Here is a 21,861-nt window from a genome sequence, read left to right on the forward strand (position 1 = left end):
CGGCCGCCCTCAACTCAAGGCCGAGAAAGACGCTGGGCTGGAAAACCCCTGCAGAGGCGCTTGACGAATGGCTGCGGCAGGTCAACAGAATCCATGTTGCGACGACCGTTTGAATCCGCCCAATTACCACCTGTTCCAGCCCCTGCTGTACCAGGTTGCGACGGCAGCGCTGTCGCCGGCCGACATCGCCTCGCCCATTCGTACGATCCTCAAGCGCCAGCGGAATACCTCCGTGATGCTGGCAAAGGTCACCGGTATCGACACGGCTTCTTGTGAGGTGGTGGCTGGAGATCGCAGGATTCCGTTCGACTATCTCATTCTCGCGACCGGCGCCCGGCACGCCTACCTCGGCCACGACGATTGGGAAGCGTTTGCCAAGGGCATCAAGAGGATCGACGACGCGACGGGCCTGCGCCGAAAGATCCTGCTGGCTTTCGAGAAAGCCGAGTTTGAAACAGACCCGGAGGAGCGCAATCGCCTGCTCACGTTCGTGGTGGTTGGTGGTGGCGCAACCGGCGTCGAGATGGCTGGCGCCATCGCCGAACTGGCCCGCAAGGCTCTGGCGGCCGACTTCCGTTCGATTGATCCGACGCATGCTCGCATCGTCCTGGTCGAAGCGGGCCCGCGCCTCCTGCCGGTCTTCGAGGAGCACCTCTCGGAGGCGGCACGGCGCTCGCTCGAAGAGCTCGGGGTCGAAGTCCGCGTTTCGACCGCCGTTACCGACTGCGATGAGGCTGGTGTCTCAATCGCGGATCAGCGGATCGGGACGCGCACGATCATCTGGGCTGCGGGCGTGCAGGCATCGCAGGCGGGCCAGTGGCTTGGGGCCGAGACCGATCGGGCTGGCCGGGTCAAAGTTGCGCCAGACTTGAGCGTGCCGGGGCATCCGAACATCTGCGTTATCGGCGATACAGCCCATGTGCTCGACATGGATGGCAAGCCTCTCCCCGGAGTTGCTCCTGTGGCGAAGCAGGAAGGCAGGTATGTCGCCAGGCTGATCCGGACCAGGCTTGCCGGCGATGATCTGCCACCCTTCCGCTACCGCGACCCAGGATCGCTCGCCACCATCGGCCGGAAGAGAGCCGTGGTGCAGTTTCGCCGGCTCCGTCTCAGTGGCTACTTGGCATGGTGGCTGTGGAGTCTGGCGCACATCTACTTCCTCATCGGGTTCCGCAACCGGCTGATCGTGGCGATGAACTGGGCCTGGACCTATTTCAGTTTCCAGCGCGGCACACGCCTCATCACAGGCTCCGATTCTGAACTCGAACATGGCGCTCCGGCTGTCGCTATGACGAAGGCACGCATGAAGGGGGCGGCATAGCTCTCATTCAGCCAGCTCAAAGGGTGGCTGCTCGACAGCCATCCGTTTCTTCTCGACACTCGCGGCGATCGCTGGCTGGCCAAGCCAACGGGCCCGCATCGCCTCTTTGACCAAGGCGCCCACCGCGGGTGAATGCGGACGCCCGCGGACAGTGACGAGGTTCACCTCGCGCCAGAACTCGGGATCGACCATGGGACGGCAGACCACGAGAGGGTGCTTGGCGCAGCTCTGCGTCATGAAGCCGAAGCCGAGACCGGCTGCGATCATGGCCAGGATCCAATCGTCACGTTCGCTGCGGTAGACGGTCTCGCAGCCCTCGAACCCATGCTCCCGCCAGAGTGCCCCGGCATAGCAGAAGAACTCGCAGTTGACCCGGTTGAGGTAACGATCACCCGTGAGATCGCTTGGACGAATGGTGTTGCGCTGCGCCAAAGGGTGGTCGGGCGACACCACGATCATGAACTGCTCCCGGAACAGCGGCATGTAATGCAAGCGCTCATCCGGCTCCTGGCCTGGGATGCAGTAGATCGCCACCTCAAGGTCTCCGTTCAGGAGCCGGTCCTCCAACTGGCCCGCGCTGGCGTCAACCACCTCGAGTTCAATGCCCGGGTGCCGCAACTGCAGACCGCTGACCAGGTCAATGAGCTCATCCGGCTGGATGGTGCACATGACGCCGAGCCTAAGTCTGATCTTCCTGAGCTTGGTGAAGTCGAGCGCCTGCCGCTTGGCCTCCTGTGCCTGGGCATAGACCTCCTCGAGATGGGGCTTCACCATGCGCCCAAGCTCCGACAGATGAGTGTTGGTGCGCTCCCGATGGAAGAGCTGACCTCCCAACTCCTCCTCAAGGAGCTTGACGGCCCGGGTCAGGGAGGGTTGGGCCACATAGCAGCGCTCCGCCGCCCGGGTGAAGTTAAGTTCCTCGCAGACTGACAGGAAATACCGGATCTGATGCATCTCCATTGGAGTCCTCCTCAACGAGGCCCGATCACATTGGCCGTAGCTGCCCATGCCCGCGGCCACACCCCGAGCCTTAATCTATACCCCCGTGCCGTCTGCCGTGGTGATAGCTTTTGGCTATTAAGTCGAAGTCTGCTCGGCATTTCACATCGGTGCTCGCTTGCTCGACCATCGGATCACCGCATCGCGCCGGCTCCGCCTGGATGCCTCCCCTTCAGCGCGGCGGAACAGAGGAGACATCGTCATGCTGAACAGAATTCAAGGCCCTGTTATGATCCGGCACGGACTTTGCGCAGTTGCCCTCGTGGCAGGCGCCGTCCTCGCCGCCCCCGCAAGTGCCGGGGAGTGCCCGGCGGACAAGGTGAACCCCGGCTTCCGCACGACGGGGGAGACGAAGCCCAAGGGCGTCACGGACACGGTTCTCGCCTCCATCGACCTGTCCAAGGAGAAAGTGAACCTCACGGACCGCCAGCTGCGGACCCGGCGGCTGGTAGTTCAGCCCGGTGGCGTCGTGCCCTGGCACAGCCACGAGGACCGGCCGGCGCTGATCTACATCGTGTCGGGCACGATCGAGGAGTACGCCAGTAACTGCTCCGTGCCGATCCTGCACAAGGCCGGCGAGGTCTCGGTCGAGAAGCGCGGTGTCCAGCACTGGTGGAAGAACACCGGCAAGGCTCCGGTGGTGCTGCTGTCCTCCGACATCTTCCACGATCAGCCCAAGGCGGATGCTCACATGATGTGAGGCTCCGTTTAGGCGCATGGCGCCCGACGTTCCGCTTGGGCGCCACCCTGCCTTTGCGACGGGAGAGGATCATGACCGATGCTGCCCAAGACAAGTCAATGCCAATGCATGACCATCATGCGAGTACGCTGGAGCGAACTGTTCTGATCGGTCTCATCGCCTTCCTGACAGTGGTCGATCTGTTCGGCACCCAGGCCATCCTGCCGGCGCTGGCTCGGTCGTATGGCGTGACCCCGGCCGCAATGGGCTTTGCTGTCAACGCAACCACCATGGGCATGGCGGCCGCCTGCCTGGCCGTCGCCTATTTCAGCCATTGCATCGACCGGAGACGCGGGATCCTCATCAGCCTTACAGTGCTTGCGATCCCCACGGCCCTTCTCGCCGTCGCACCTGATCTCACGACCTTCACGATGCTGCGGATTGCTCAAGGGCTGTGCATGGCTTCTGCCTTCACGCTCACCCTCGCCTATTTGGGCGAGCATTGTAGCGCCATGGACGCCGGCGGAGCCTTTGCGGCCTACATTACCGGGAACGTGGCCAGCAACCTCTTCGGCCGGCTCCTTGCGGCCGGGCTCGCTGATCATCTCGGACTGCAGACAACCTTCTGTGCCCTTGGCGGACTGAACCTACTTGGCGCAGTGATCGTCTATTTCTGGCTGACGCAAACGGCGCCAATGCCAATGCCGGAGGGACCGAGCCGGTCCCCCATCGCCATCTGGGCCGAGCATTTCAAGAACCCGCTCCTGCGACCCAGCTTCGCCATCGGATTCTGCATCCTGTTCGCCTTCATCGGCACCTTCACCTATGTCAATTTCGTGTTGGTGCGCGAGCCAATCGTGATCGATCAAATGACTCTCGGGTTCGTCTACTTCGTCTTCGCGCCCTCGATCGTCACCACCCTGTTGGCGGATCGCGCGGTGCAACGGTTCGGGACCCGACCCACCTTCTGGGGATCCTTGGCCGTTGCGGGGCTCGGCTTGCCGCTTCTTGTCATTCCGAACCTCTCCGCAGTCCTGATCGGCTTGATGCTTGTGGCGATCGGCACCTTCTTTGCCCAGGCGACCGCGACGGGCTTTGTCAGCCATGCGGCCACGACGGACCGGGGCTCAGCGAGTGGGCTTTACCTGGCGGCGTATTTTTTCGGCGGACTGGTGGGCAGCGCGGTCCTGGGCCAGGTCTTCGACCGGTATGGCTGGACGGCGTGTGTCACATGCGTTGGGGTCTTGCTGCTCGTCGCAGCGCTTCTGGCCGTGCGGTTACGGCCTGCATCCGAGATGCCATTGCCCGGGACAGGGCGCGATGCTCCGACCCCGTCTCCGGCCGCTGTCCACTAGGCCTATCCGGGACGCTCGATAGCGGCCTTCTATCAACAAGGTAGCAAACCGGCATTTCAGGTCCGAGCCGCTCGCTGCCATCGTCAAACGGGTTGGACGCCGTTCCACCCTGACAGTGCACCACAACCATGCAGGAGGATCACTATGAATGTTGCCCTCACCCAACTAGCGACCGGTCCCGCGAGAGTTCTGGACGGCAAGGTCGCCATCATCACCGGCTCCACCAGCGGGATCGGCCTTGGCATCGCCCGCTCATTCGCCTTGGCCGGAGCCTCTGTCGTCATGAACGGTTTCGGCAAGGCCGAGGAGATCAACGACACCATCGAAGCCCTGCAGCGTGAAACCGGCGCCAAGGTGGTCTATTCGGCCGCCGACATGACCAAGCCGGACGAGATCGCCGAAATGGTGGATCTTGCCCTGGAGACGTTCGGCCGCCTGGACATCCTCGTGAACAATGCCGGCATCCAGCATGTCAGCCCGATCGACCAGTTCCCGGCCGAGAAATGGGACGCAGTTCTGGCGATCAATCTCTCCTCCGCCTTCCACACGATCCGCCTGGCACTCCCGGCCATGCGTCGGCAGGGTGGCGGCCGCATCATCAACATCGCCTCGGCACATGCGCTGGTCGCCTCCCCGTTCAAGGCGGCCTATGTGGCCGCCAAGCACGGGATCGTGGGGCTGACGAAGGTGGTCGCCCTCGAGACGGCGGAACAGAACATCACCTGCAATGCCATTTGCCCGGGCTATGTCTCGACCCCGCTGGTGGAGGCCCAGATCGACGGACAGGCCAAGTCCCACGGGATCCCGCGCGAGCAGGTCATCCGGGACGTGCTCTTGGCACAGCAGCCCAACAAGCGCTTCGCCACCGTGGAGGAGATCGGCGCCTTCGCCACGTTCCTGGCCAGCGATGCCGCGGCTTCGATTACGGGCGCCGCTCTGCCGGTCGATGGCGGCTGGACGGCTCACTAAGGAGGAGGCCATGCTGACACACCTCACACCCGGTGGCCTCCGGATGGATAAGGGGTCCGACGCGGCGGTCATCACCGAACTCGAGCGAACCGGAACCCCGCCTGAAGCGATCACCGAACAGCGGCTCCCGGACGTCGTGCCGGCCCGTCTGCCCCGGGTCCCGAAGGAACTCGGTCAGATCGTCCTCGTGCTGCAGGGTGGCGGCGCGCTCGGGGCTTACCAGGTCGGCGCCTACCAGGCTTTGCATGAGGCTGGAGTCGAGCCGGATTGGGTCATCGGCACCTCGATCGGAGCCATCAACGCCAGCCTGATTGCCGGCAACGCGCCGGAGGATCGGCTGGAGCGGCTCCGAGAGTTCTGGAGCCGGATGCAGCACAGTCCCTGGGCGGAGCTCCTGGGGGCATGGCCGCTGGTGGGACCACTGGCCACGAACCTGACGACGATCGCCCAGGGCATTCCAGCTTTCTTCAGGCCGAACCTGCCGGCTTTTCTTGGCCTTCACGTCCCCCTTGGATCAGAGGCCGCCGGCTACTACGACACCTCGCCTCTCGCGCGGACTCTCTCCGAACTCGTCGACTTCGACCGGATCAACGGGAGAGAGACCCGCCTGACGGTGGGAGCCGCCAACGTACGCACCAGCGAGATGCGCTACTTCGACAACCGCGACATGGATCTCGATATCCGCCATGTGATGGCCTCCGGTGCCCTGCCCCCGGCCTTTCCGGCCGTGCGCATCGACGGCGATCTCTACTGGGACGGCGGCATCCTGTCGAACACGCCGGTCGAGGCCGTGTTCGATGACGACCCGCGGAAAAACTCGGTCATCTTCGCGGTCCATATCTGGAACCCACAAGGGCCCGAGCCGGACACGATCTGGCAGGTCATGAGCCGCCAGAAGGACATCCAATATTCGAGCCGCGCGGTCACTCACATCGCGCGGCAGAAGCAGATCCATCGCCTCCGCCACGTAATTGCCGAGCTTATGCGCTGCCTGCCGGAGAAGGAGCAGAAGACCGAGGCTGTGAGGGAGCTGGCAAGCTACGGCTGTCTAACGCGCATGCACGTCGTCCGATTGCTGGCGCCGCCGCTGGACGGCGAGGATCACACGAAGGATATCGACTTCAGCCCGGGAGGGATCCGCAAGCGTTGGGAGGCCGGATATGCCGATACGAGCCGCGTTCTTGAGCTGGCTCCCTGGTCCGGGGAGTTCGATCCGGTGGAGGGCTTCATCCTGCACGAGGCCCGGCCCGGTGCGATGATGACGGCCGGATAAGGTGCCGGTGATGCGGACCGGCGCCCCTCATCAACGAACGGATTGGATCTGATTGATCTGTCCAGGAGAAGTCTCATGAACCTCACCCTCCCTCAGCCGGCGGTCGATACCGCGAGGATCCTCGACGGCAAGGTGGCGCTTGTCACGGGCTCCACCAGCGGCATCGGTCTTGGCATCGCCCGCTCCTTCGCCTCTGCGGGAGCCTCGGTCGTCCTCAATGGTTTCGGCAAGCCCGAGGAGATCGAAGACGCAGTGGACGGCCTGCAGCGTGAGACCGGCAGCAAGGCGGTCTACTCTGCCGCCGACATGACCAGGCCGGACGAGATCGCCGGCATAGTGAACCTTGCCCTGGTGAGCTTTGGTCGCCTAGATATCCTGGTGAACAACGCCGGGATCTTCCATGTCGGCCCGATCGATCAGGTTTCGGTCGACAAGTGGGATGCAGTGCTGGCCATCAATCTGTCCTCGGCCTTTCACACGATCCGCCTCGCCCTTCCGGCCATGCGCCGCCAGGGCGGGGGCCGCTTCATCAACATCGCCTCGGCACTTGCGCTGGTGGGCGCACCTCTCACATCGGCCTATGCGGCGGCCAAGCACGGAATCGTGGGCCTGACCAGGGTGGTCGCGCTCGAGACGGCGGAGGAAAACATCACCTGCAACGCCATCTGCCCCGGAAACGTCTGGACGCCCCTCGCGGAGGCGCACATCGCGGAGCAGGTCAGGACGCATGGCCTCCCGCGCCAGGAGGTGATCCGAAACATCCTGCTGGCCGAGCAGCCGAACGAGCGCTTTGCCATGGTCGAGGAGATCGGGGCTCTCGCCACCTTCCTGGCCAGCGATGCCGCCGCTTCGATCACGGGTGCGGCCCTGCCGATCGACGGCGGCTGGACCGCCCATTGACGAGACAATACGACAGGCCCTGGATTTCGGCACCATGGGTATTGCGGTCACACAATCGTGTTGCGGTCTGTGCATCCGCGCATCCGGATTGGATGTACCGTGATCACCGCATGGAGCCATTGTAACGGGAGACGACCATGGTCGAGCAGCCCACGGCTTCCATCCGCCGGCATTCCGTCACCGTCCGTGTGACCCACTGGATCAACGCCGGTTGCCTGCTCATCCTCCTGATGAGCGGCCTCCAGATCTTCAACGCCCATCCGGCGCTCTACTGGGGCCAAGCCTCCGCTTTCGACCATCCCGTGCTCGCCCTGACGGCGACCAACAGCGATGAGGCCGGCATCAGAGGTGTCACGCAAATCTTTGGACATGCGTTCGACACCACAGGCTTCCTCGGCGCCTCAGCTGAACCCGGACTAGGGATCCACGCACGCGGCTTTCCGCCCTGGCTGACGCTCCCAAGCTACCGGGACCTGGCAACCGGGCGCCGCTGGCACTTCTTCTTCGCCTGGCTGCTCGTTCTCAACGGCATTGTCTATCTCCTGTACGGTCTCGTCAGCAGCCATCTGCGCCGCGACCTCCTGCCAACCGGGCGACAGCTCAGAAAAATCGGGCATACGATCCGGGAGCACACGCTCCTGCGCTTCCCGCGCGGTGACGAGGCCTGGCACTACAACGTGCTCCAGAAGCTGGCCTATCTTGCCGTCGCCTTTGTGTTGCTGCCGCTGGTGGTGCTCACCGGCCTGACCATGTCCCCAGGGATGAATGCCGCCTTTCCGGAACTCCTCACCCTCTTTGGTGGCCGGCAGTCCGCCCGCACGATCCACTTCCTGACCGCATCCGGTCTGGTGTTGTTCGTCCTTGTGCATGTCGCCATGGTCCTGCTGTCGGGGGCCTGGAACAACCTGCGCTCGATGATCACCGGAACCTATGTCCTTCCGGGAGGGGTCCATGCGAACTGATCCCGATCGGCGCAACTTTCTCAAACGCACCGTGGCCCTGGCCGGAACGCTGGCGCTCGGCGGCTGCAACCGCCTGTCCGAGGCACCCTGGTTCCGGCAGGTCCTGGACAGCGCCGAGAGCGCCACCCTGAGGGCGCAGCGGTTTCTGCTAGGCTCAGGCCCGCTTGCCCGCGAATACACGGAGGCGGATCTCTCGCCGGTGTTCAAGGCGAACGGATCGACCGCAGTCGATGATGTCGGTTACCAGACCCTCGCCGAGAAAGGCTTCGTCGACTGGCGGCTGCAGGTCGGCGGCTTGGTCGAGCGCCTGCAACAGCTCTCTCTGGCCGAACTCCGGGCGATGCCCTCGCGCACGCAGATCACGCGGCATGATTGCGTCGAGGGCTGGAGCTGCATCGGCAAGTGGACAGGCGTCCCGCTGGCGCATGTACTGGAGCAGGCGGGCGTGCAACCCCGGGCACGCTATGTCGTCTTTCGCTGTGCCGACACGCTCGAGCCGACGCTGGATGGCACCGGCCAGTACTACGAGAGCATCGGGTTCGAGGATGCCTATCACCCACAGACGATCCTGGCCTACGACATGAACGGGGGTCCGCTCCCGATCCCGCATGGGGCGCCGCTGCGGCTGCGTGTCGAACGTCAGCTCGGCTACAAGATGGCGAAGTACGTCATGCGGATCGAACTCGTGGAGAGCCTTGCCGGGATTGCTCTTGGCCGCGGCGGCTTCTGGGAGGATCGCGGCTACGAATGGTATGCGGGCATCTGACCGGCTTTCTTTGTCATTCCGTCAAGCCGTCAGTTTGGCCTGCCGTGTTTCGGGTTTGGAGGAGCAAATGATGTCATCCAAGGCAATAGGCAGCAGGCTCGCAACAGCTCTTCATCGCCATGTGAAGAAGACAATCGGTGGACCGGTTCTGGTGGCGGCCGCCGTCGGATTCGGCCTCTGGCGCTTGGCGGATTTGTCCGCCAGCGCAGCGGTCATCATCCCACCGCCGGTGATTGACGAGCCAGTCAGCGGGGCGTCTGAAACCGTTGTTCTGGCGGGCGGATGTTTTTGGGGTGTCCAGGGCGTGTTCCAACATGTGAAAGGCGTGACGAGCGCCGTCTCCGGTTATTCCGGCGGAACGTCAGACACAGCCCATTACGAGATTGTCAGCTCAGGGCGGACCGGCCATGCAGAGTCCGTCAAAGTGACGTTCGATCCTCACCAGATCCGTTTGGGCCAGATCCTGCAGATCTACTTCTCGGTAGCGCATGACCCAACGGAGCTTAATCGGCAGGGGCCGGATGTCGGATCGCAGTATCGCTCTGCGATCTTCGCAGCAAACGACACCCAGCTCGAGGTCGCACAGGCTTACATCAACCAGCTGAATCAAGCCCGGGTGTTCCCGAAGCCGATCGTCACCACGGCGGATCGGCTCACCGGGTTCTATCCGGCTGAAGCCTACCATCAGGATTTTATGACCCTGCACCCTCGTTATCCCTATATCGTCATCAACGATCTTCCGAAGATCGCTGATTTGAAGCAGCTGTTCCCGGAGCTTTATCGCGACACTCCCGTTCTGGTCACAAAGTTGGGAACCTGAGTGTGGCCGGCACGGACGTCGCCTTGAACCACGCGAACGTCGTCAGTCGATGGCCGCATCGGGACTGCATGCAGCCCTGCGGATCCATCAGCTTTGGGGGAACAGGGTGGCTGGTTCGGGCATGTCTCTGGAGCGCTCCACCGCCAAAGCCCGCTTGCCGAACCAGCGCGTCCTGATCGCCTCGCGCACCAGTGCCCCGACGGCCGGCGAGTGCGGCCGACCCCGCACGGTGACGAGGTTCACCTCGCACCAGAACTCCGGCTCGATGATTGGCAGGCCGACGACAGCCGGATGATTGACCGAATTGGCCGGCATGAAGGCCCAGCCCAGGCCTACCGCGACCATGGCTAGCGTCCAGTCATCCCGCTCGCTCCAGTAGACGGCGGTGCATTTGACATTCTGCGCCTGGAATACCGGATCGGCGTAGCCGGCAAACTCGCAATTCGTGCGATGGATGTAGCATTCCCCGTCCAGGTCCTGGTGTCGTTAACCCGCATCGGGCGCATGGACGCAGCGCAAGATCTGGGCTCATGTTCCTGCTACGTACTCCGTTAGCGCTCCATTGGGCACATGTGTAGACGCCCCTGGTAACGCAAGAAGAATCTTCAGGTTTGGTATAGCGCGCAGGCCGGATGCGGACATGTGTGCGGCCTCAACTGCGGCCGATCATACGCCGCGGGCCCGGATGGGAGTACGCGGATCAGGTCCCAATCAGTTCTACGCGCTCGAAGCTCTCGTGCTCAAGCTGGTTTGTCTGATCCCGTCTCAATGACCGTTGCGCCATCTCTCTCCTTCGACCTTCCTACGCCCCAACGGCACCGTCAGCTTAACCAGGAGGTGACGGGATGCTGGCATAGGTGAGGGATGAACCCGTCTCGCCATCCCCGCTATGCCCGTCATCGCTTCCCGGCTGACGTGATCAGCCATGCTGTCTGGTTGTACTTCCGCTTTCCCCTGAGCCTGCGCATGGTCGAGGAGATGCTCGCGGCACGAGGCATCGAGGTCAGCCATGAGACGGTCCGGCAGTGGGCGCTGAAGTTCGGCCAGAGCTTCGCCAACCAGATCCGCAGGCGCCTGCGCGCACCCGGAGATAAATGGCATCTTGATGAAGTCGTGATCAGCATCGCCGGCCGGAAGCTTTGGCTGTGGCGTGCCGCGGATCAGTATGGGATCGTGCTCGACATTCTGGTGCAGAGCCGCCGTAACGCCACAGCCGCCAAGCGCCTGCTGCGCAAGCTGCTCAAGAAGCAGGGCACGGCGCCGCGCGTGATGATCACGGACAAGCTGGCCAGCTACGCCGCCGCCAAGAGAGCCGTTATGCCCAATGTGGAGCATCGGTAGCATCGAGGCTTGAACAATCGCGCCGAAAACAGTCATCAGCCGACCCGCCGACGGGAGCGCATCATGAAGCGCTTCAAGTCCGCCGGGCAGGCCCAGCGCTTCCTCTCCGTTCACGATCAGGTGGGAAATCTCTTCCGTCGTCCCGCAACTTCCAACGCCGCTGATTATCGCCAGTCCCGCGCCCGAGCTTTCACGGCTTGGGCCGAGGTGACGGGCGTTGCGGTGGGCTTCTGATCTGCCGCCCCAGTAAGGCGCTTTGCCTTCAGCTCGTTAAATTGACGGTGCCCGAACGATAGGGAGAAGGTGTCAGTGAGTGCGGCCCCGGCCACAGGAGGAGTGACCGAGGCGAACTCATTTCGAGCTCCTGCTGTTCCGGCCTTACTTTCTGGTACTTCTGCTTCTTGAGCCTGCCGTTCCGCCAGTTTGGTCGGTGCTTGTCTGACTTGAGCCTGTCTGGCTCAGAGCCGATTGCATGCTCGCGCCGAACTCGCGCATCTGGGCCTGCATGGCCTCAAATTGCGCGCGCACGAACTCCGCTTGGATCTGCGCAGCTTCGTGAGGGGTCCTGGCCCGGACAAGCCGCTCGGCCATGTCCAGCGCAGCGTGGATGTTCTCCTCCGCGGAGGAAAAGGTCCTTTGGGTTACGTCCCGAGCGCTGGCCCGAGCGGTGTCCGCTGATTGCTCCATGGTGTCAGCGGCCCTGCGGGCTGCCCCCAGGAAGGTGTCCAGCGCCTGGCGGGCCTGTTCGAGACTTTTCTCGGCGCCCTCGCGCATCTGCGCAGGAACCTCGAAGCTGGTCTGTCTTGCATCGGTCATGATCGATCTCCGTTCGGCTGTTCTAGCGGCCGCAGCCTGTTGGGTTGATTCGGATCGAAGGTCCCGCTGCACCGCAGAGGAGAAACGCTGATTGTCGCGGAAAGGATCGCATGACTGGTCGGCCGACGCTGAAGCTCAGGCCGGACAGTCTTGCTTGGCGTTGCTGAACGTCCGCGAACCGCCCGAACGTAGAACTATGGCCCAAGTCTGGGATATGCCATTTTCAGACATTCCGCCGAGTATATCTGGAGTCACTACCGAGTCGCCTTAACGGACGGCCGGGCTAAGCTCGACATGGCAAGTGCCGGGTCAGCGGCTGCCAAAGGAGGTGGGCCGGGAAGCCAGCCCACCTTAGTCAGGGAGATCAGTTCGTGCCTCGCTTCTTGGCGATCTCGGCATTCACCTCGGCAACCAGAGCCTCGCCAACTTCCTTGGAGTACTTGTCGAGAACCGGTTTGATCTTCTCGCGCATGCGGGCAATCTCCTGAGGCGACACCTCGTTGATCTGCATGCCCTTTTCCTTGAGCAGCGCAATCGCCTTGGCTTCAGCCTCGCGGGAGACCTGGCGCTGATAGGTCTTGGCCTCGTCCAGGGACGACTGGATGATCGTCTTCTCCTCGTCCGAGAGCTTGTCCCAGCTTTTCTTGCTCATGATCACAGATTGCGGGTTGTAGATGTGGCGCGTCGTCGAAACGAACTTCTGCACCTCGTACAGCTTGGAGTCGGCGATCACCGTGAACGGGTTTTCATGCCCGTCGATGACCTTCTGTTCCATGGCGGTGTACACCTCCGGGAAGGGCATCGCGATCGTATTGGCCCCTAGGGTGTTGAACACGTCTATGAACAGGGGCGACTGGAGCACCCGCAGCTTGAGCCCCTGGAAGTCTTCCAACTTGGCGATGGGACGCTTGCTGTTGGTGACGTTGCGGAAGCCAAGCTCGAAGTAGCCTAGTCCGACTAGGCCCTTCTCGGGCAGCTTGTCGAACAGCTTCTTGCCGACAGAGCCATCCGCGACAGCGTCGGCCTCCTGCGGCGTGTTGAACTGGAACGGCAGGTCGAAAACGGCGAATTCCTTCACGACGCCGACCAGCAGGCCTGCATTCAACACCATCAGGTCCAACGTGCCACCCTGAAGGGCCGACACATTCTGAATATCTCCCCCAAGCTGACCGCTCGGAAACACCCTGACCTTGATTTTGCCGCCGCTCTTCTGTTCGACGAGCTCGACGAATTTTTTCGCGCCCTGACCCTGTGGATGCTCCAGGGAATTCTGCTGCGCCCAGCGGAGAGTCCGTTCGCTCACCTGTGCGCTCGCCTCGCCTGCGAGCAAGGCAGCGGCTCCGACGAGAGCCGATGTGAGTAGTGACTTGAGGTGTCTCATATGTGTTTCCTCCTGGTTAGATACCTCCTCGAAGCGCCATTGTTCTTGTTGTATGTGGCACTTCGAGCATTCGTAATGCGGCTCAGCCGCTCCTGATGATCTCAAGCGCCTGCTTGGAGACCACGATCCCATCCTCATCGGCGTACAGGTGAGCCCCAGGCGTGAAGATCACGCCGCCGAAGGCGACTGGGACATCGACGGCGCCGACGCCGGTCTTCGCACAGCGGCGGGGATTGGTGCCGAGCGCCTTGAGACCGAACTGCATCGCCGCTATCGCGGCGGCATCCCGGATAGCTCCATTGACCACAATCCCGGCCCAGCCATTCTCGATGGCAAGCCCTGCAACCACATCGCCGACAAGGGCGCGATGCAGCAACCCTCCACCGTCAATCACGAGCACACTGCCATGGCCCGGCCGCGACAAGGTTGCACGAACGAGCACGTTGTCCTCACGGCAGGCGACCGTCCGGATGGGCCCATGGAAACGGGTCCGTCTGCCGAAGTCACGAAACTGGAGATCACAAGATTGAAGGACGGCTTCATGGGCATCGATGAGGTCGGCGGTTGCGAACATAAGCCTCTCCTCAACGAGCGTTGGCCACAGAGTGCGGCGAGGACGTATCCTCGGCCTGGAACTGTAGTGCGAGCTTCTCCGTGCCACGGGCCAGAATGCCCACGTCCACGCCAACAGCGGTAAAGGTCGTGCCGATCTCGATGCAACGCTGGGCGAACACGGTGTCTCCCGTCAGAATACCGGCGGGCTTCCCGCAGGCTCGGATCCGCCGCACGGCATCTTCAACGGCGGCCTTGACGTCAGGGTGCCCCTGGTCCCCGACATGCCCGAGGCTCGCCGCCAAGTCGGCCGGGCCAATAAAGACGCCATCCACACCGTCCACTGCTGCGATGGCCTCCAGCTCATCGAGCGCTTGCTGGGTTTCGATCTGGACGAGAAGACAGAGCTCATCGGCGGCTCGGCGGGCATAGCCCTCCACCCGGCCGAAGCGGGTTGCGCGAGTCAGGGCCGAGACGCCCCGGACACCGTCGGGGGCATAGCGGATTGCGGCGACGGCGCTCCGTGCCTCCGCCGCCGATTGGACATAAGGAATGAGCAGTGTCTGAACGCCGATGTCGAGGTAGCGCTTGATCAGCACCGTATCGTTACTCGCCGGCCGAACGATCGGAGAGACGTCGTAGGCCGAAACGGCCTGAAGCAGGCCTAACACAATCTCGACATCGCTGGGCGAGTGCTCCGTATCGAACAGGAGCCAGTCGAACCCCGACCCGGCGACGACCTCTGCCGCGTAGGGGCTCGACAGGGCGCACCAAAGCCCAATCTGCTGCCGCCCTTCGTTCAACGCCTGCTTGAATCGATTTTCGGGGAGTTGCATCGGCTCTCTCCTGTCAGACGAACGAAACGCCGATCGCTCCAAGCGGCCCATAATCCGCGTGGATCACGTCGCCCGGCGCAACGGACACGGGCCGCGTGAAGGAGCCCGCAAGGACGATCTGCCCCTTCTCGAGCCGAGCGCCCACGGCATGGAGCTTGTTGACGAGCCAGGCGATCCCCGCCGCCGGATGGCCCATGATGGCGGCCGACACGCCGGACTCTTCAATGATGCCGTTCTTCGAAAGAGTGGCGCCGACCCAGCGGATATCGACATCCATGGGTCGAATGGTCCGGCCGCCCACAATCATGCCGCCGGCCGCCGCATTGTCGGCAATCGTATCCGTAATGGCCCGGGGCACCTCCGTCCGGTAGTCGATGATCTCGAGGGCAGGCACGACGAACTCGGTCGCCCGCATGACGTCGTAGATCTGAATGCCCGGCCCCTCCAGCGTTTCGCTCATGACGAAGGCAAGCTCCACCTCGAGCCGGGGCGCCATAAAGCGCCCGGCCGGGATCTGGGCGCCATCCCGGTACAGCATGTCGTCCGTCAGATAGCCGTAGTCGGGCTCGGTGATCTTGGACGCCATCTGCATGGCGCGGGACGTCAAACCGATCTTATGGCCGATGATCCGGGCGCCGTCCGCGATCCTTTTCTGGGCCCACATGTCCTGGATGGCATAGGCATCCTCCAGCTCGATGTTGGGAAAGGTCCGGCTCAACTGCGGAATGACTCTCCGCTCGCGATCGGCGTTGTAGAGATCCTCTGCGCCGCGGCGGCGCTCGTCATCGGTCAGCATCGTGGCATCCGTTCATACATGGGGCCAGTCGGCGGCTGCCGCGGGCCAGGTCTGGAACAAGGGTTACTTGATCGGCGGCTTCGGCAGGCGGGCTTCGCCCGGCTCCATCACGAATGTGTAGTCGAGCGAGTACCAGGGCACTTCCACGTCGGGCTCGCTTGGATGCGGTTCGTCATGGCGGTCGAACTTGCCGACGAGCGCACGGGTCACGCCGAACTGAACGTCCGTCTCAAGGTTCGGATCGTCGTCGGCATAGACCTGCGAGGTCAGGGTTTTGTAACCCTCCTTGAACACGAGGGCATGAACATGAGCCGGCCGGAAGGGATGCCGGTTCTGCGCCTCGAGCAATCGTCCGACGACGCCGTCCGTCGGGATTGGATAGCCTGCGGGCTTCACGGAGCGGAACCAGATGCGGCCGTTAGCATCGGTCGTGAACTTGCCACGCAGGTTCATGTCGGCCTGGTCAGGGTCCTGGTTCTCGTAGAGGCCGACGGGTGAGGAATGCCAGATATCCACCTCGGCGCCAGCAATCGGCTGCCCCTCCCGATCCACGACTCGCATCGTCACGAACATCGTTGGGCCAGGCGTATCGGATCGGATAATCGAGTCGCCGTTCTCAACACGTGGCGAGTTCAGGCGCCAGAATGGACCGAGCAGCGACTGAGAGGTCTCCGTCGTGCCGTTATCGCCGTTGTTCAGGAGACACACGAGGGACGACACGCCAAGCGAACCGGCCATCAGGACCATCTCGTTGTGGGTGTCGCTCGCCAGCTTTCCCATCTCATTCAGGATGGCAGTGGCGTCGCGGAATTCCTCCTCCGTCAGGCGGACCTCGCGGACGAAGCCGTGCAGGTGGCGAATGAGCGAGACCATGATCTGACGCAGGCGCGGATCCGTCGTTTGCTCCATGACGATAAGAGCGGCTGTTGTGACGTCTTCCTGACGCTGGATGATCATCCGTTCCCTCCTCAAAAGGCCTCTTGTAGCGGTCGAGCGGCTCGGCCAACCCTCTTGCCAGGGCTTCGAATGATCGTTTAATTAGAAATAATCGATTATCTTGTCAATCGGCGATTATTGGTGGTATCGTCGCAGCGAGTGAGGCTCGGCATTCGCATGCGCCCGATTGTTTGTATTTTGTTGCATAGGGACCTGCCTGGTCCGCTCGCAGTTGAGCCGTGAAGCTGAGGCAAAGGGTCCCTATTGGAGGTCAGGAGTGATCGTCGGTGAGATGAAGGTCATGCAGCACCCGCCCGAAGACGGGGAGAAGAAGACGATCGCCAGCAGGGTTTCGCACGAGATCCGTCAGGCGATCCTTCGGGGCGACATGAAGCCGGGCTCGAAAATCAACCTCGACCGGCTGCGCACCGTCTACGACATCAGCCTCAGCCCCCTGCGCGAAGCCCTCTCGCGCCTGGTCGCGGATGGACTGGTCGAACTGGAGGATCTGCGCGGCTACCGGGTTGCTCCAGTCTCCACAAGCAACCTCGCCGAAGTGACCCGCCTTCGCGTCGAGTTCGAATCGCTCGCTCTCAAACACTCCATCGAACAGGGCGATCTCGAATGGGAAAGCGACGTCATGCGCTCGCTCTACCGCCTCAATCGTATCGAGCGCGATCCCTCCCGTCCGGCGAGCCTGGAAGCCTGGGAGGAGGCCCACCACGACTTCCACCGGCAGTTGATCCAAGGCTGTGGGATGCCTCTTCTCCTGCGTTTCTGCTCAGTGCTGCATAATCTGAACGACCGCTATCGCAGGATCTTCCTTGCGACGAATCCGGGCGACCGCGACGTCCGGGGCGAACACAGCGCGATTGCTGAGGCGGCCGTGGCACGACGATCATCAGAGGCCTGCGAGACCTTGCGCCGTCACATCGACAGAACCGGCACCAACCTCAAGAGGGCCCTGGCTGCGGCTCTCAACGACGCTTCGCAAGCTGACGGCGACTGACGCCGCGGTCCGAAACCAAGCGGCGAGAAGGCCGCGATTTGGGAGGAACCATCGTGATCATTGCCAAAGACGCGCCGCCGCTCGGGCTGGCTCATTTCACGGTCCTTGAGGTTCCGCCGCTTGACCTCGTCAGCCTGGCGGCAAGGATCGGCTATGCAGCCGTGGGCCTTCGGTTGCACCCTGCATTCCCAGGAGCCCCTTACTACACCATCCCGGTCGGCAGCAGCGCCATGCGCGAGATGAGGGAGCGCATGCAAGGCGAAGGGGTCAGCGTCTACGATATCGAGTTCGTGATCATCGACCCTGACTTTGCGGCGACGCGGCTGACGGCGATACTCGAATCCGCAGGTGAGTTGGGAGCCAAGAGGCTGAGCGTCTGCGGTGACGATCCGGATCGTGGTCGGCTCGAAGCGAACTTCGCCAAACTCTGCGATCTGGCCGCCGGCTTCGGCATGGGCGTCGATCTGGAGTGCATGGCCTGGCGACAGGTTTCCAGCTTTCCGGAAGCCGTTAGGGTCGTTGAGGCAGCGGGCCGCCCCAACGGCGGTGCTCTCGTCGATGCCCTCCACCTCTCGCGCACAGGTGGGTCTCCCAGCGATCTCAAGGCCGTACCATCGCAACGGATCCGCAGCGCACAGCTCTGCGATGCTCCGGCAACGCGACCGGGATCAACCGAGGCCATCATCGAGGAAGCCCGGTCCAGGCGTCTCCCGCCCGGTCACGGAGATCTGCCCCTATGTGAACTGCTCGCCGTGCTGCCGGACGATGTATGCCTTTCGGTTGAGGTCCCGATGGACAGCACGGCGCCAGCGGAGGCTCGCGCCCGGCACGTCTTCGAGGCGACCCAAACCCTGTTTGAGAGCTGCCGGGTCCAGGATCTGCAATCGCCGTAGCCGCTTCTCCGAGGAAGGCCACGCATCATCGGCCCCTAGGCTGAGGACATCCCATTTCCCGACGGCTCGCGCGGGAGAGCAATGACGGTGGGGCCGCATCGGGCGCCTCTGCTGACACCAAGATACAAGACTACAACAGGAAAAACGCCATGAGCCGCATCGTCTACGTCCTGAACGGTCCCAATCTGAACCTACTCGGAAAGCGCCAGCCTGCGATCTACGGCTACGAGACCCTCGCCGATGTGGAGGCGGATTGCCGGCGGGTGGCACAGGAGCTCAATCTCGAGATTGCGTTCCACCAAAGCAACGCCGAGTATCAGATTATTGACTGGATCCATGAAGCCCGGGAGCGTGCGGGGGGTATCGTCATCAACCCGGCTGCCTTCACGCATACCTCGGTCGCCATTCTCGATGCGCTGAATACCTGCGAGTTCCCGATCATCGAGGTACACATCTCGAACGTGCACAAGCGCGAGGCCTTCCGGCACCACTCCTATGTGTCTTGCGTCGCCTCGGGAGTGATCGCCGGCTTCGGCACGCAAGGGTACCCGTTGGCCCTTCTGCGCCTCGCCCGCCTTATCGATCAGTCCCAGAATTAATCTAGCAAAGCTGGCGGAGAACCTGCGCCGGTTCGTTCCGTCTCATGATCGAGGGGGAGATGCGATGACTAGGAAAGTGAAGCTCGCCGTGCTCGGCGCTGGGCTGATCGGCAAAAGGCACATCGAGCATGTGCGAGCCGCACCCGACGCAGAACTTATGGCCGTCGTCGATCCCTCACCGACTGGGAAGGCCCTGACCGAGGACATCGGCGTTGGGTGGGCTCCAAGCTTCTCCGCTCTGATCGAGATAGGTCGGCCTGACGGGATCATCATCGCAACGCCGAACCAAGTCCACGCCGCCAACGGCTTGGAAAGTGTCGCCGCCGGCATCCCTGCTCTGGTGGAGAAGCCAATTGCTGATGACATCGACTCAGCAAAGAAGCTTGTGGAAGCGGCCGAGAGTGCCGGTGTGCCCCTCCTGGTCGGCCACCATCGTCGCCACAATCCGCTGATCCAGAAGGCGAAGGAAACAATCGAGTCCGGTCGGTTGGGCCGAATCCTGGCGGTTCATGGCACCTGTTGGTTCTATAAGCCCGACGACTATTTCGACATTGCCTGGCGGCGCGAGAAAGGTGCAGGTCCCGTCTTCCTCAATCTCATCCATGACGTCGATAGTCTCCGCTATCTCTGCGGCGAGGTCGTCTCCGTGCAAGCGATCGAGTCCAACGCGGCCCGTGGGAACGCCGTCGAGGATAGCGCTGCCATTCTGTTGCGCTTTGGGAGCGGAGCTCTCGGAACCATCACCGTGTCCGACGCGATCGTCGCGCCATGGAGTTGGGAACTCACGACAGGCGAAAACCCTGCCTATCCGCAGACTGGTGAGGCTTGCTATCAGATCGGGGGCACCCATGCGTCCATGACGATCCCGTACTTGGATGTCTGGTACAACAACCAGAAAAGAGGCTGGCATGAGCCTATCCATCAGGAGCGGATTCGTGTCGATCAGGCGGACCCTCTCGCTTTGCAGATCCGCCATTTCTGCCGGGTCATTCGTGGCGAGGAAGCCCCACGTGTCTCAGGGAGAGAAGGTCTGAACACTCTTAAAGTTATAGCGGCTGTGAAGCAGGCGGCAGAGACGGGGCAGCTCATTCGTCTCGGATAGCTGGTGCCAGTCGATGGCCGCAGCTCACACTGTGCTGGTGAAGTGCACTCCGCTGCTTGAACGTCTGGAAAGGGTCATCCTCTGAAGTTGACCGTCCTTCAGGAGAGTCAGGCGTTCCTTGCCGGAGCAGACATTCAGCAAACTTCCAAGATGTGCCGAAAGGAGACATTCGCCGGCGATAGTCGGACTTGATGCAAGCTTCTGATACGTGTCGTCGTCCGAGAGAACCCGCCACACCTCAGGACGTTCACGTGCCCAAGTGTCGGCCAAGAGCGTGGATCAGATTATCGACGACGCAATTGTGAGAGCCGTGGCCGACCATTAGATGAATATCAGCAAGGGAATAGATCGGCCGGCGCTCGTGATCGAGCGCTACGAGCACACTGACTGGGTTGGCGTTCTGCAGAAGCGGGCGTGTCGTCCGGCGTTGGACACGTCCAACGAGGGTCGCCAGATCGGCATCAAGCCAAATCGAGATCGCATTCGCCTCCACGACCGCTCTGGTTCGGGTGTCCTTCCAGGCTCCACCGCCCAAAGCGACCACTTGGCCAGGAGTTTGGAGTATGCGGGCGATTACCCGCTGCTCACAATCGCGGAAGGCCGCCTCACCATAAATGTCAAAAATGTCGCTCACGCTCAGGTGGGCGGCTTCTTCTACGGCTTTGTCCGTGTCCACGAACGGAAACTGTAGGCGGGCTGCTAGCCGCTTGCCGATGCTAGTTTTACCAACGCCCATCATGCCGATCAGCACAAGGGATCTGATGCTAACAGCCTCGCGAATGGCAGAGATCTCAGAACTCAGCGGCATTGTAGAGGACCCTACCCTCCTCAAGTGACAGCATCGAGATGGAAATCATACCTTCGCAAGCAAGCTATCCAACCGAGATCTAGTTTGAGGCAGCTTCCTCCTCAGATTTCTTGGCATGACCGACCTCGGTTGCGTTCGACAGGCTTCCGACGAGAGCAACCTTGAGGTCGGCCTGCGTCTTGGCCTTGATCTCGTCCACTGTCACGCCATCGGCGAGCTCGATCAGGGTCATGCCGGAGCCGCCCTTCTTGTCGATGGCAAAGACGCCGAGATCGGTGATCACGAGATCCACCACGCCGGTGCCGGTGAGCGGCAGATTGCAGGCCTTGAGAAGCTTCGCATCCTCCGAGCCGTCCTTGGCCTTGGCGACATGCTCCATGACCACCACGACGCGCTTGACGCCCGCCACCAGGTCCATGGCGCCGCCCATGCCCTTCACCATCTTGCCCGGGATCATCCAGTTGGCGAGATCGCCGTTCTCGGCCACCTGCATGGCGCCCAGGATCGACAGGTCGATATGGCCGCCGCGGATCATGCCGAAGGAATCGGACGAGGAGAAATAGCTCGTCGTCGGCAGCTCGGTGATCGTCTGCTTGCCGGCATTGATCAGGTCCGCGTCCTCCTCGCCCTCATAGGGGAACGGGCCCATGCCGAGCATGCCGTTCTCCGACTGCAGCTGCACGCGCATGCCCTTCGGGATGTAGTTCGACACCAGCGTCGGAATGCCGATGCCGAGATTGACGTAGAA

At 62.4% G+C, this 21,861-nt stretch carries 23 protein-coding genes and 1 pseudogene; 14 read left to right on the forward strand and 10 right to left on the reverse strand.

Annotated elements, in window-relative coordinates:
- Positions 1–109: 109 nt before the first annotated feature.
- Positions 110–1,321, forward strand: a complete 1,212-nt coding sequence (locus ACS5Q1_RS36595; RefSeq protein WP_473102849.1) for an NAD(P)/FAD-dependent oxidoreductase — start codon at positions 110–112, stop codon at positions 1,319–1,321.
- Between the two features lie 3 nt (positions 1,322–1,324).
- Here the strand turns inward: ACS5Q1_RS36595 and ACS5Q1_RS36600 are convergent, their stop codons facing one another.
- Complete coding sequence (locus ACS5Q1_RS36600) at positions 1,325–2,281, reverse strand: LysR family transcriptional regulator (RefSeq protein WP_473102851.1); 957 nt, start codon at positions 2,279–2,281, stop codon at positions 1,325–1,327.
- Between the two features lie 241 nt (positions 2,282–2,522).
- Between ACS5Q1_RS36600 and ACS5Q1_RS36605 the strand changes: the two genes are divergently transcribed.
- The 8 genes from ACS5Q1_RS36605 to msrA all read left to right on the forward strand — a co-directional run bounded on the left by ACS5Q1_RS36605 (position 2,523) and on the right by msrA (position 10,044).
- Entirely contained in the window at positions 2,523–3,020 is a 498-nt protein-coding gene (locus ACS5Q1_RS36605; RefSeq protein WP_473102852.1) for a cupin domain-containing protein, read from the forward strand.
- A 71-nt stretch (positions 3,021–3,091) separates the two neighbouring features.
- The gene (locus tag ACS5Q1_RS36610) at positions 3,092–4,354 is read left to right on the forward strand and encodes an MFS transporter (protein WP_473102854.1); all 1,263 of its coding nucleotides are present in this window, start codon (positions 3,092–3,094) and stop codon (positions 4,352–4,354) included.
- A 144-nt stretch (positions 4,355–4,498) separates the two neighbouring features.
- A complete protein-coding gene (locus ACS5Q1_RS36615; RefSeq protein ID WP_473102855.1) occupies positions 4,499–5,323 on the forward strand; it encodes a 3-hydroxybutyrate dehydrogenase in 825 nt (274 codons plus the stop codon).
- A 10-nt stretch (positions 5,324–5,333) separates the two neighbouring features.
- Positions 5,334–6,596: a patatin-like phospholipase family protein gene (locus tag ACS5Q1_RS36620; RefSeq protein ID WP_473102856.1), complete on the forward strand. Its 1,263-nt coding sequence runs from the start codon at positions 5,334–5,336 to the stop codon at positions 6,594–6,596.
- 75 nt (positions 6,597–6,671) lie between these two features.
- The gene (locus tag ACS5Q1_RS36625; RefSeq protein ID WP_473102858.1) at positions 6,672–7,496 is read left to right on the forward strand and encodes a 3-hydroxybutyrate dehydrogenase; all 825 of its coding nucleotides are present in this window, start codon (positions 6,672–6,674) and stop codon (positions 7,494–7,496) included.
- A 137-nt stretch (positions 7,497–7,633) separates the two neighbouring features.
- Positions 7,634–8,458, forward strand: coding sequence for a cytochrome b/b6 domain-containing protein (locus tag ACS5Q1_RS36630; protein WP_473102859.1), 825 nt, complete (start codon positions 7,634–7,636; stop codon positions 8,456–8,458).
- Positions 8,448–9,224, forward strand: coding sequence for a molybdopterin-binding protein (locus tag ACS5Q1_RS36635; RefSeq protein ID WP_473102860.1), 777 nt, complete (start codon positions 8,448–8,450; stop codon positions 9,222–9,224). Before ACS5Q1_RS36630 ends, ACS5Q1_RS36635 begins: the two co-directional genes overlap by 11 nt.
- 67 nt (positions 9,225–9,291) lie before the next feature.
- Positions 9,292–10,044 (forward strand): peptide-methionine (S)-S-oxide reductase MsrA, encoded by a 753-nt coding sequence (msrA, locus tag ACS5Q1_RS36640; RefSeq protein WP_473102873.1) that lies wholly within the window; start codon positions 9,292–9,294, stop codon positions 10,042–10,044.
- 87 nt (positions 10,045–10,131) lie between these two features.
- Here the strand turns inward: msrA and ACS5Q1_RS36645 are convergent, their stop codons facing one another.
- Positions 10,132–10,518: a LysR family transcriptional regulator substrate-binding protein gene (locus ACS5Q1_RS36645; protein WP_473102874.1), complete on the reverse strand. Its 387-nt coding sequence runs from the start codon at positions 10,516–10,518 to the stop codon at positions 10,132–10,134.
- 390 nt (positions 10,519–10,908) lie between these two features.
- Here ACS5Q1_RS36645 and ACS5Q1_RS36650 point away from each other — a divergent pair.
- Positions 10,909–11,619, forward strand: a pseudogene (locus tag ACS5Q1_RS36650) (IS6 family transposase).
- A gap of 144 nt (positions 11,620–11,763) precedes the next feature.
- On the opposite strand, the gene ACS5Q1_RS36655 reads toward ACS5Q1_RS36650, so the two are convergent.
- The 6 genes from ACS5Q1_RS36655 to ACS5Q1_RS36680 all read right to left on the reverse strand — a co-directional run bounded on the left by ACS5Q1_RS36655 (position 11,764) and on the right by ACS5Q1_RS36680 (position 16,723).
- Positions 11,764–12,201 carry a phasin gene (locus ACS5Q1_RS36655; protein ID WP_473102861.1) on the reverse strand — a complete coding sequence of 146 codons (438 nt, stop codon included), beginning with the start codon at positions 12,199–12,201 and terminating at the stop codon, positions 11,764–11,766.
- A gap of 364 nt (positions 12,202–12,565) precedes the next feature.
- Positions 12,566–13,582, reverse strand: coding sequence for a TRAP transporter substrate-binding protein (locus ACS5Q1_RS36660; protein ID WP_473102862.1), 1,017 nt, complete (start codon positions 13,580–13,582; stop codon positions 12,566–12,568).
- Between the two features lie 82 nt (positions 13,583–13,664).
- Positions 13,665–14,156 carry a ribonuclease E activity regulator RraA gene (gene rraA / locus ACS5Q1_RS36665; protein ID WP_473102863.1) on the reverse strand — a complete coding sequence of 164 codons (492 nt, stop codon included), beginning with the start codon at positions 14,154–14,156 and terminating at the stop codon, positions 13,665–13,667.
- A gap of 10 nt (positions 14,157–14,166) precedes the next feature.
- Positions 14,167–14,970 carry a 4-hydroxy-2-oxoheptanedioate aldolase gene (gene hpaI, locus ACS5Q1_RS36670; RefSeq protein WP_473102864.1) on the reverse strand — a complete coding sequence of 268 codons (804 nt, stop codon included), beginning with the start codon at positions 14,968–14,970 and terminating at the stop codon, positions 14,167–14,169.
- Between the two features lie 13 nt (positions 14,971–14,983).
- On the reverse strand, positions 14,984–15,766 hold the full coding sequence (gene hpaH / locus ACS5Q1_RS36675) for a 2-oxo-hept-4-ene-1,7-dioate hydratase (protein WP_473102865.1): 783 nt from the start codon (positions 15,764–15,766) through the stop codon (positions 14,984–14,986).
- 63 nt (positions 15,767–15,829) lie between these two features.
- Complete coding sequence (locus tag ACS5Q1_RS36680) at positions 15,830–16,723, reverse strand: dioxygenase family protein (protein ID WP_473102866.1); 894 nt, start codon at positions 16,721–16,723, stop codon at positions 15,830–15,832.
- A gap of 256 nt (positions 16,724–16,979) precedes the next feature.
- Between ACS5Q1_RS36680 and ACS5Q1_RS36685 the strand changes: the two genes are divergently transcribed.
- The 4 genes from ACS5Q1_RS36685 to ACS5Q1_RS36700 all read left to right on the forward strand — a co-directional run bounded on the left by ACS5Q1_RS36685 (position 16,980) and on the right by ACS5Q1_RS36700 (position 20,305).
- Positions 16,980–17,711, forward strand: a complete 732-nt coding sequence (locus tag ACS5Q1_RS36685) for a GntR family transcriptional regulator (protein WP_473102867.1) — start codon at positions 16,980–16,982, stop codon at positions 17,709–17,711.
- A 53-nt stretch (positions 17,712–17,764) separates the two neighbouring features.
- Entirely contained in the window at positions 17,765–18,604 is an 840-nt protein-coding gene (locus tag ACS5Q1_RS36690) for a sugar phosphate isomerase/epimerase family protein (protein WP_473102868.1), read from the forward strand.
- Positions 18,605–18,753: 149 nt separating this feature from the next.
- Entirely contained in the window at positions 18,754–19,203 is a 450-nt protein-coding gene (gene aroQ / locus ACS5Q1_RS36695) for a type II 3-dehydroquinate dehydratase (protein ID WP_473102869.1), read from the forward strand.
- 64 nt (positions 19,204–19,267) lie between these two features.
- Positions 19,268–20,305: a Gfo/Idh/MocA family protein gene (locus ACS5Q1_RS36700; protein WP_473102870.1), complete on the forward strand. Its 1,038-nt coding sequence runs from the start codon at positions 19,268–19,270 to the stop codon at positions 20,303–20,305.
- 247 nt (positions 20,306–20,552) lie between these two features.
- Here the strand turns inward: ACS5Q1_RS36700 and ACS5Q1_RS36705 are convergent, their stop codons facing one another.
- Together ACS5Q1_RS36705 and ACS5Q1_RS36710 are read right to left on the reverse strand one after the other, a co-directional pair.
- Positions 20,553–21,113 carry a shikimate kinase gene (locus tag ACS5Q1_RS36705; protein ID WP_473102871.1) on the reverse strand — a complete coding sequence of 187 codons (561 nt, stop codon included), beginning with the start codon at positions 21,111–21,113 and terminating at the stop codon, positions 20,553–20,555.
- Between the two features lie 79 nt (positions 21,114–21,192).
- A partial coding sequence (locus ACS5Q1_RS36710) for a 3-oxoacid CoA-transferase subunit B (protein WP_473102872.1) occupies positions 21,193–21,861 on the reverse strand: 669 nt, incomplete at its 5' end.

Source organism: Microvirga sp. GN3 (assembly GCF_055792825.1).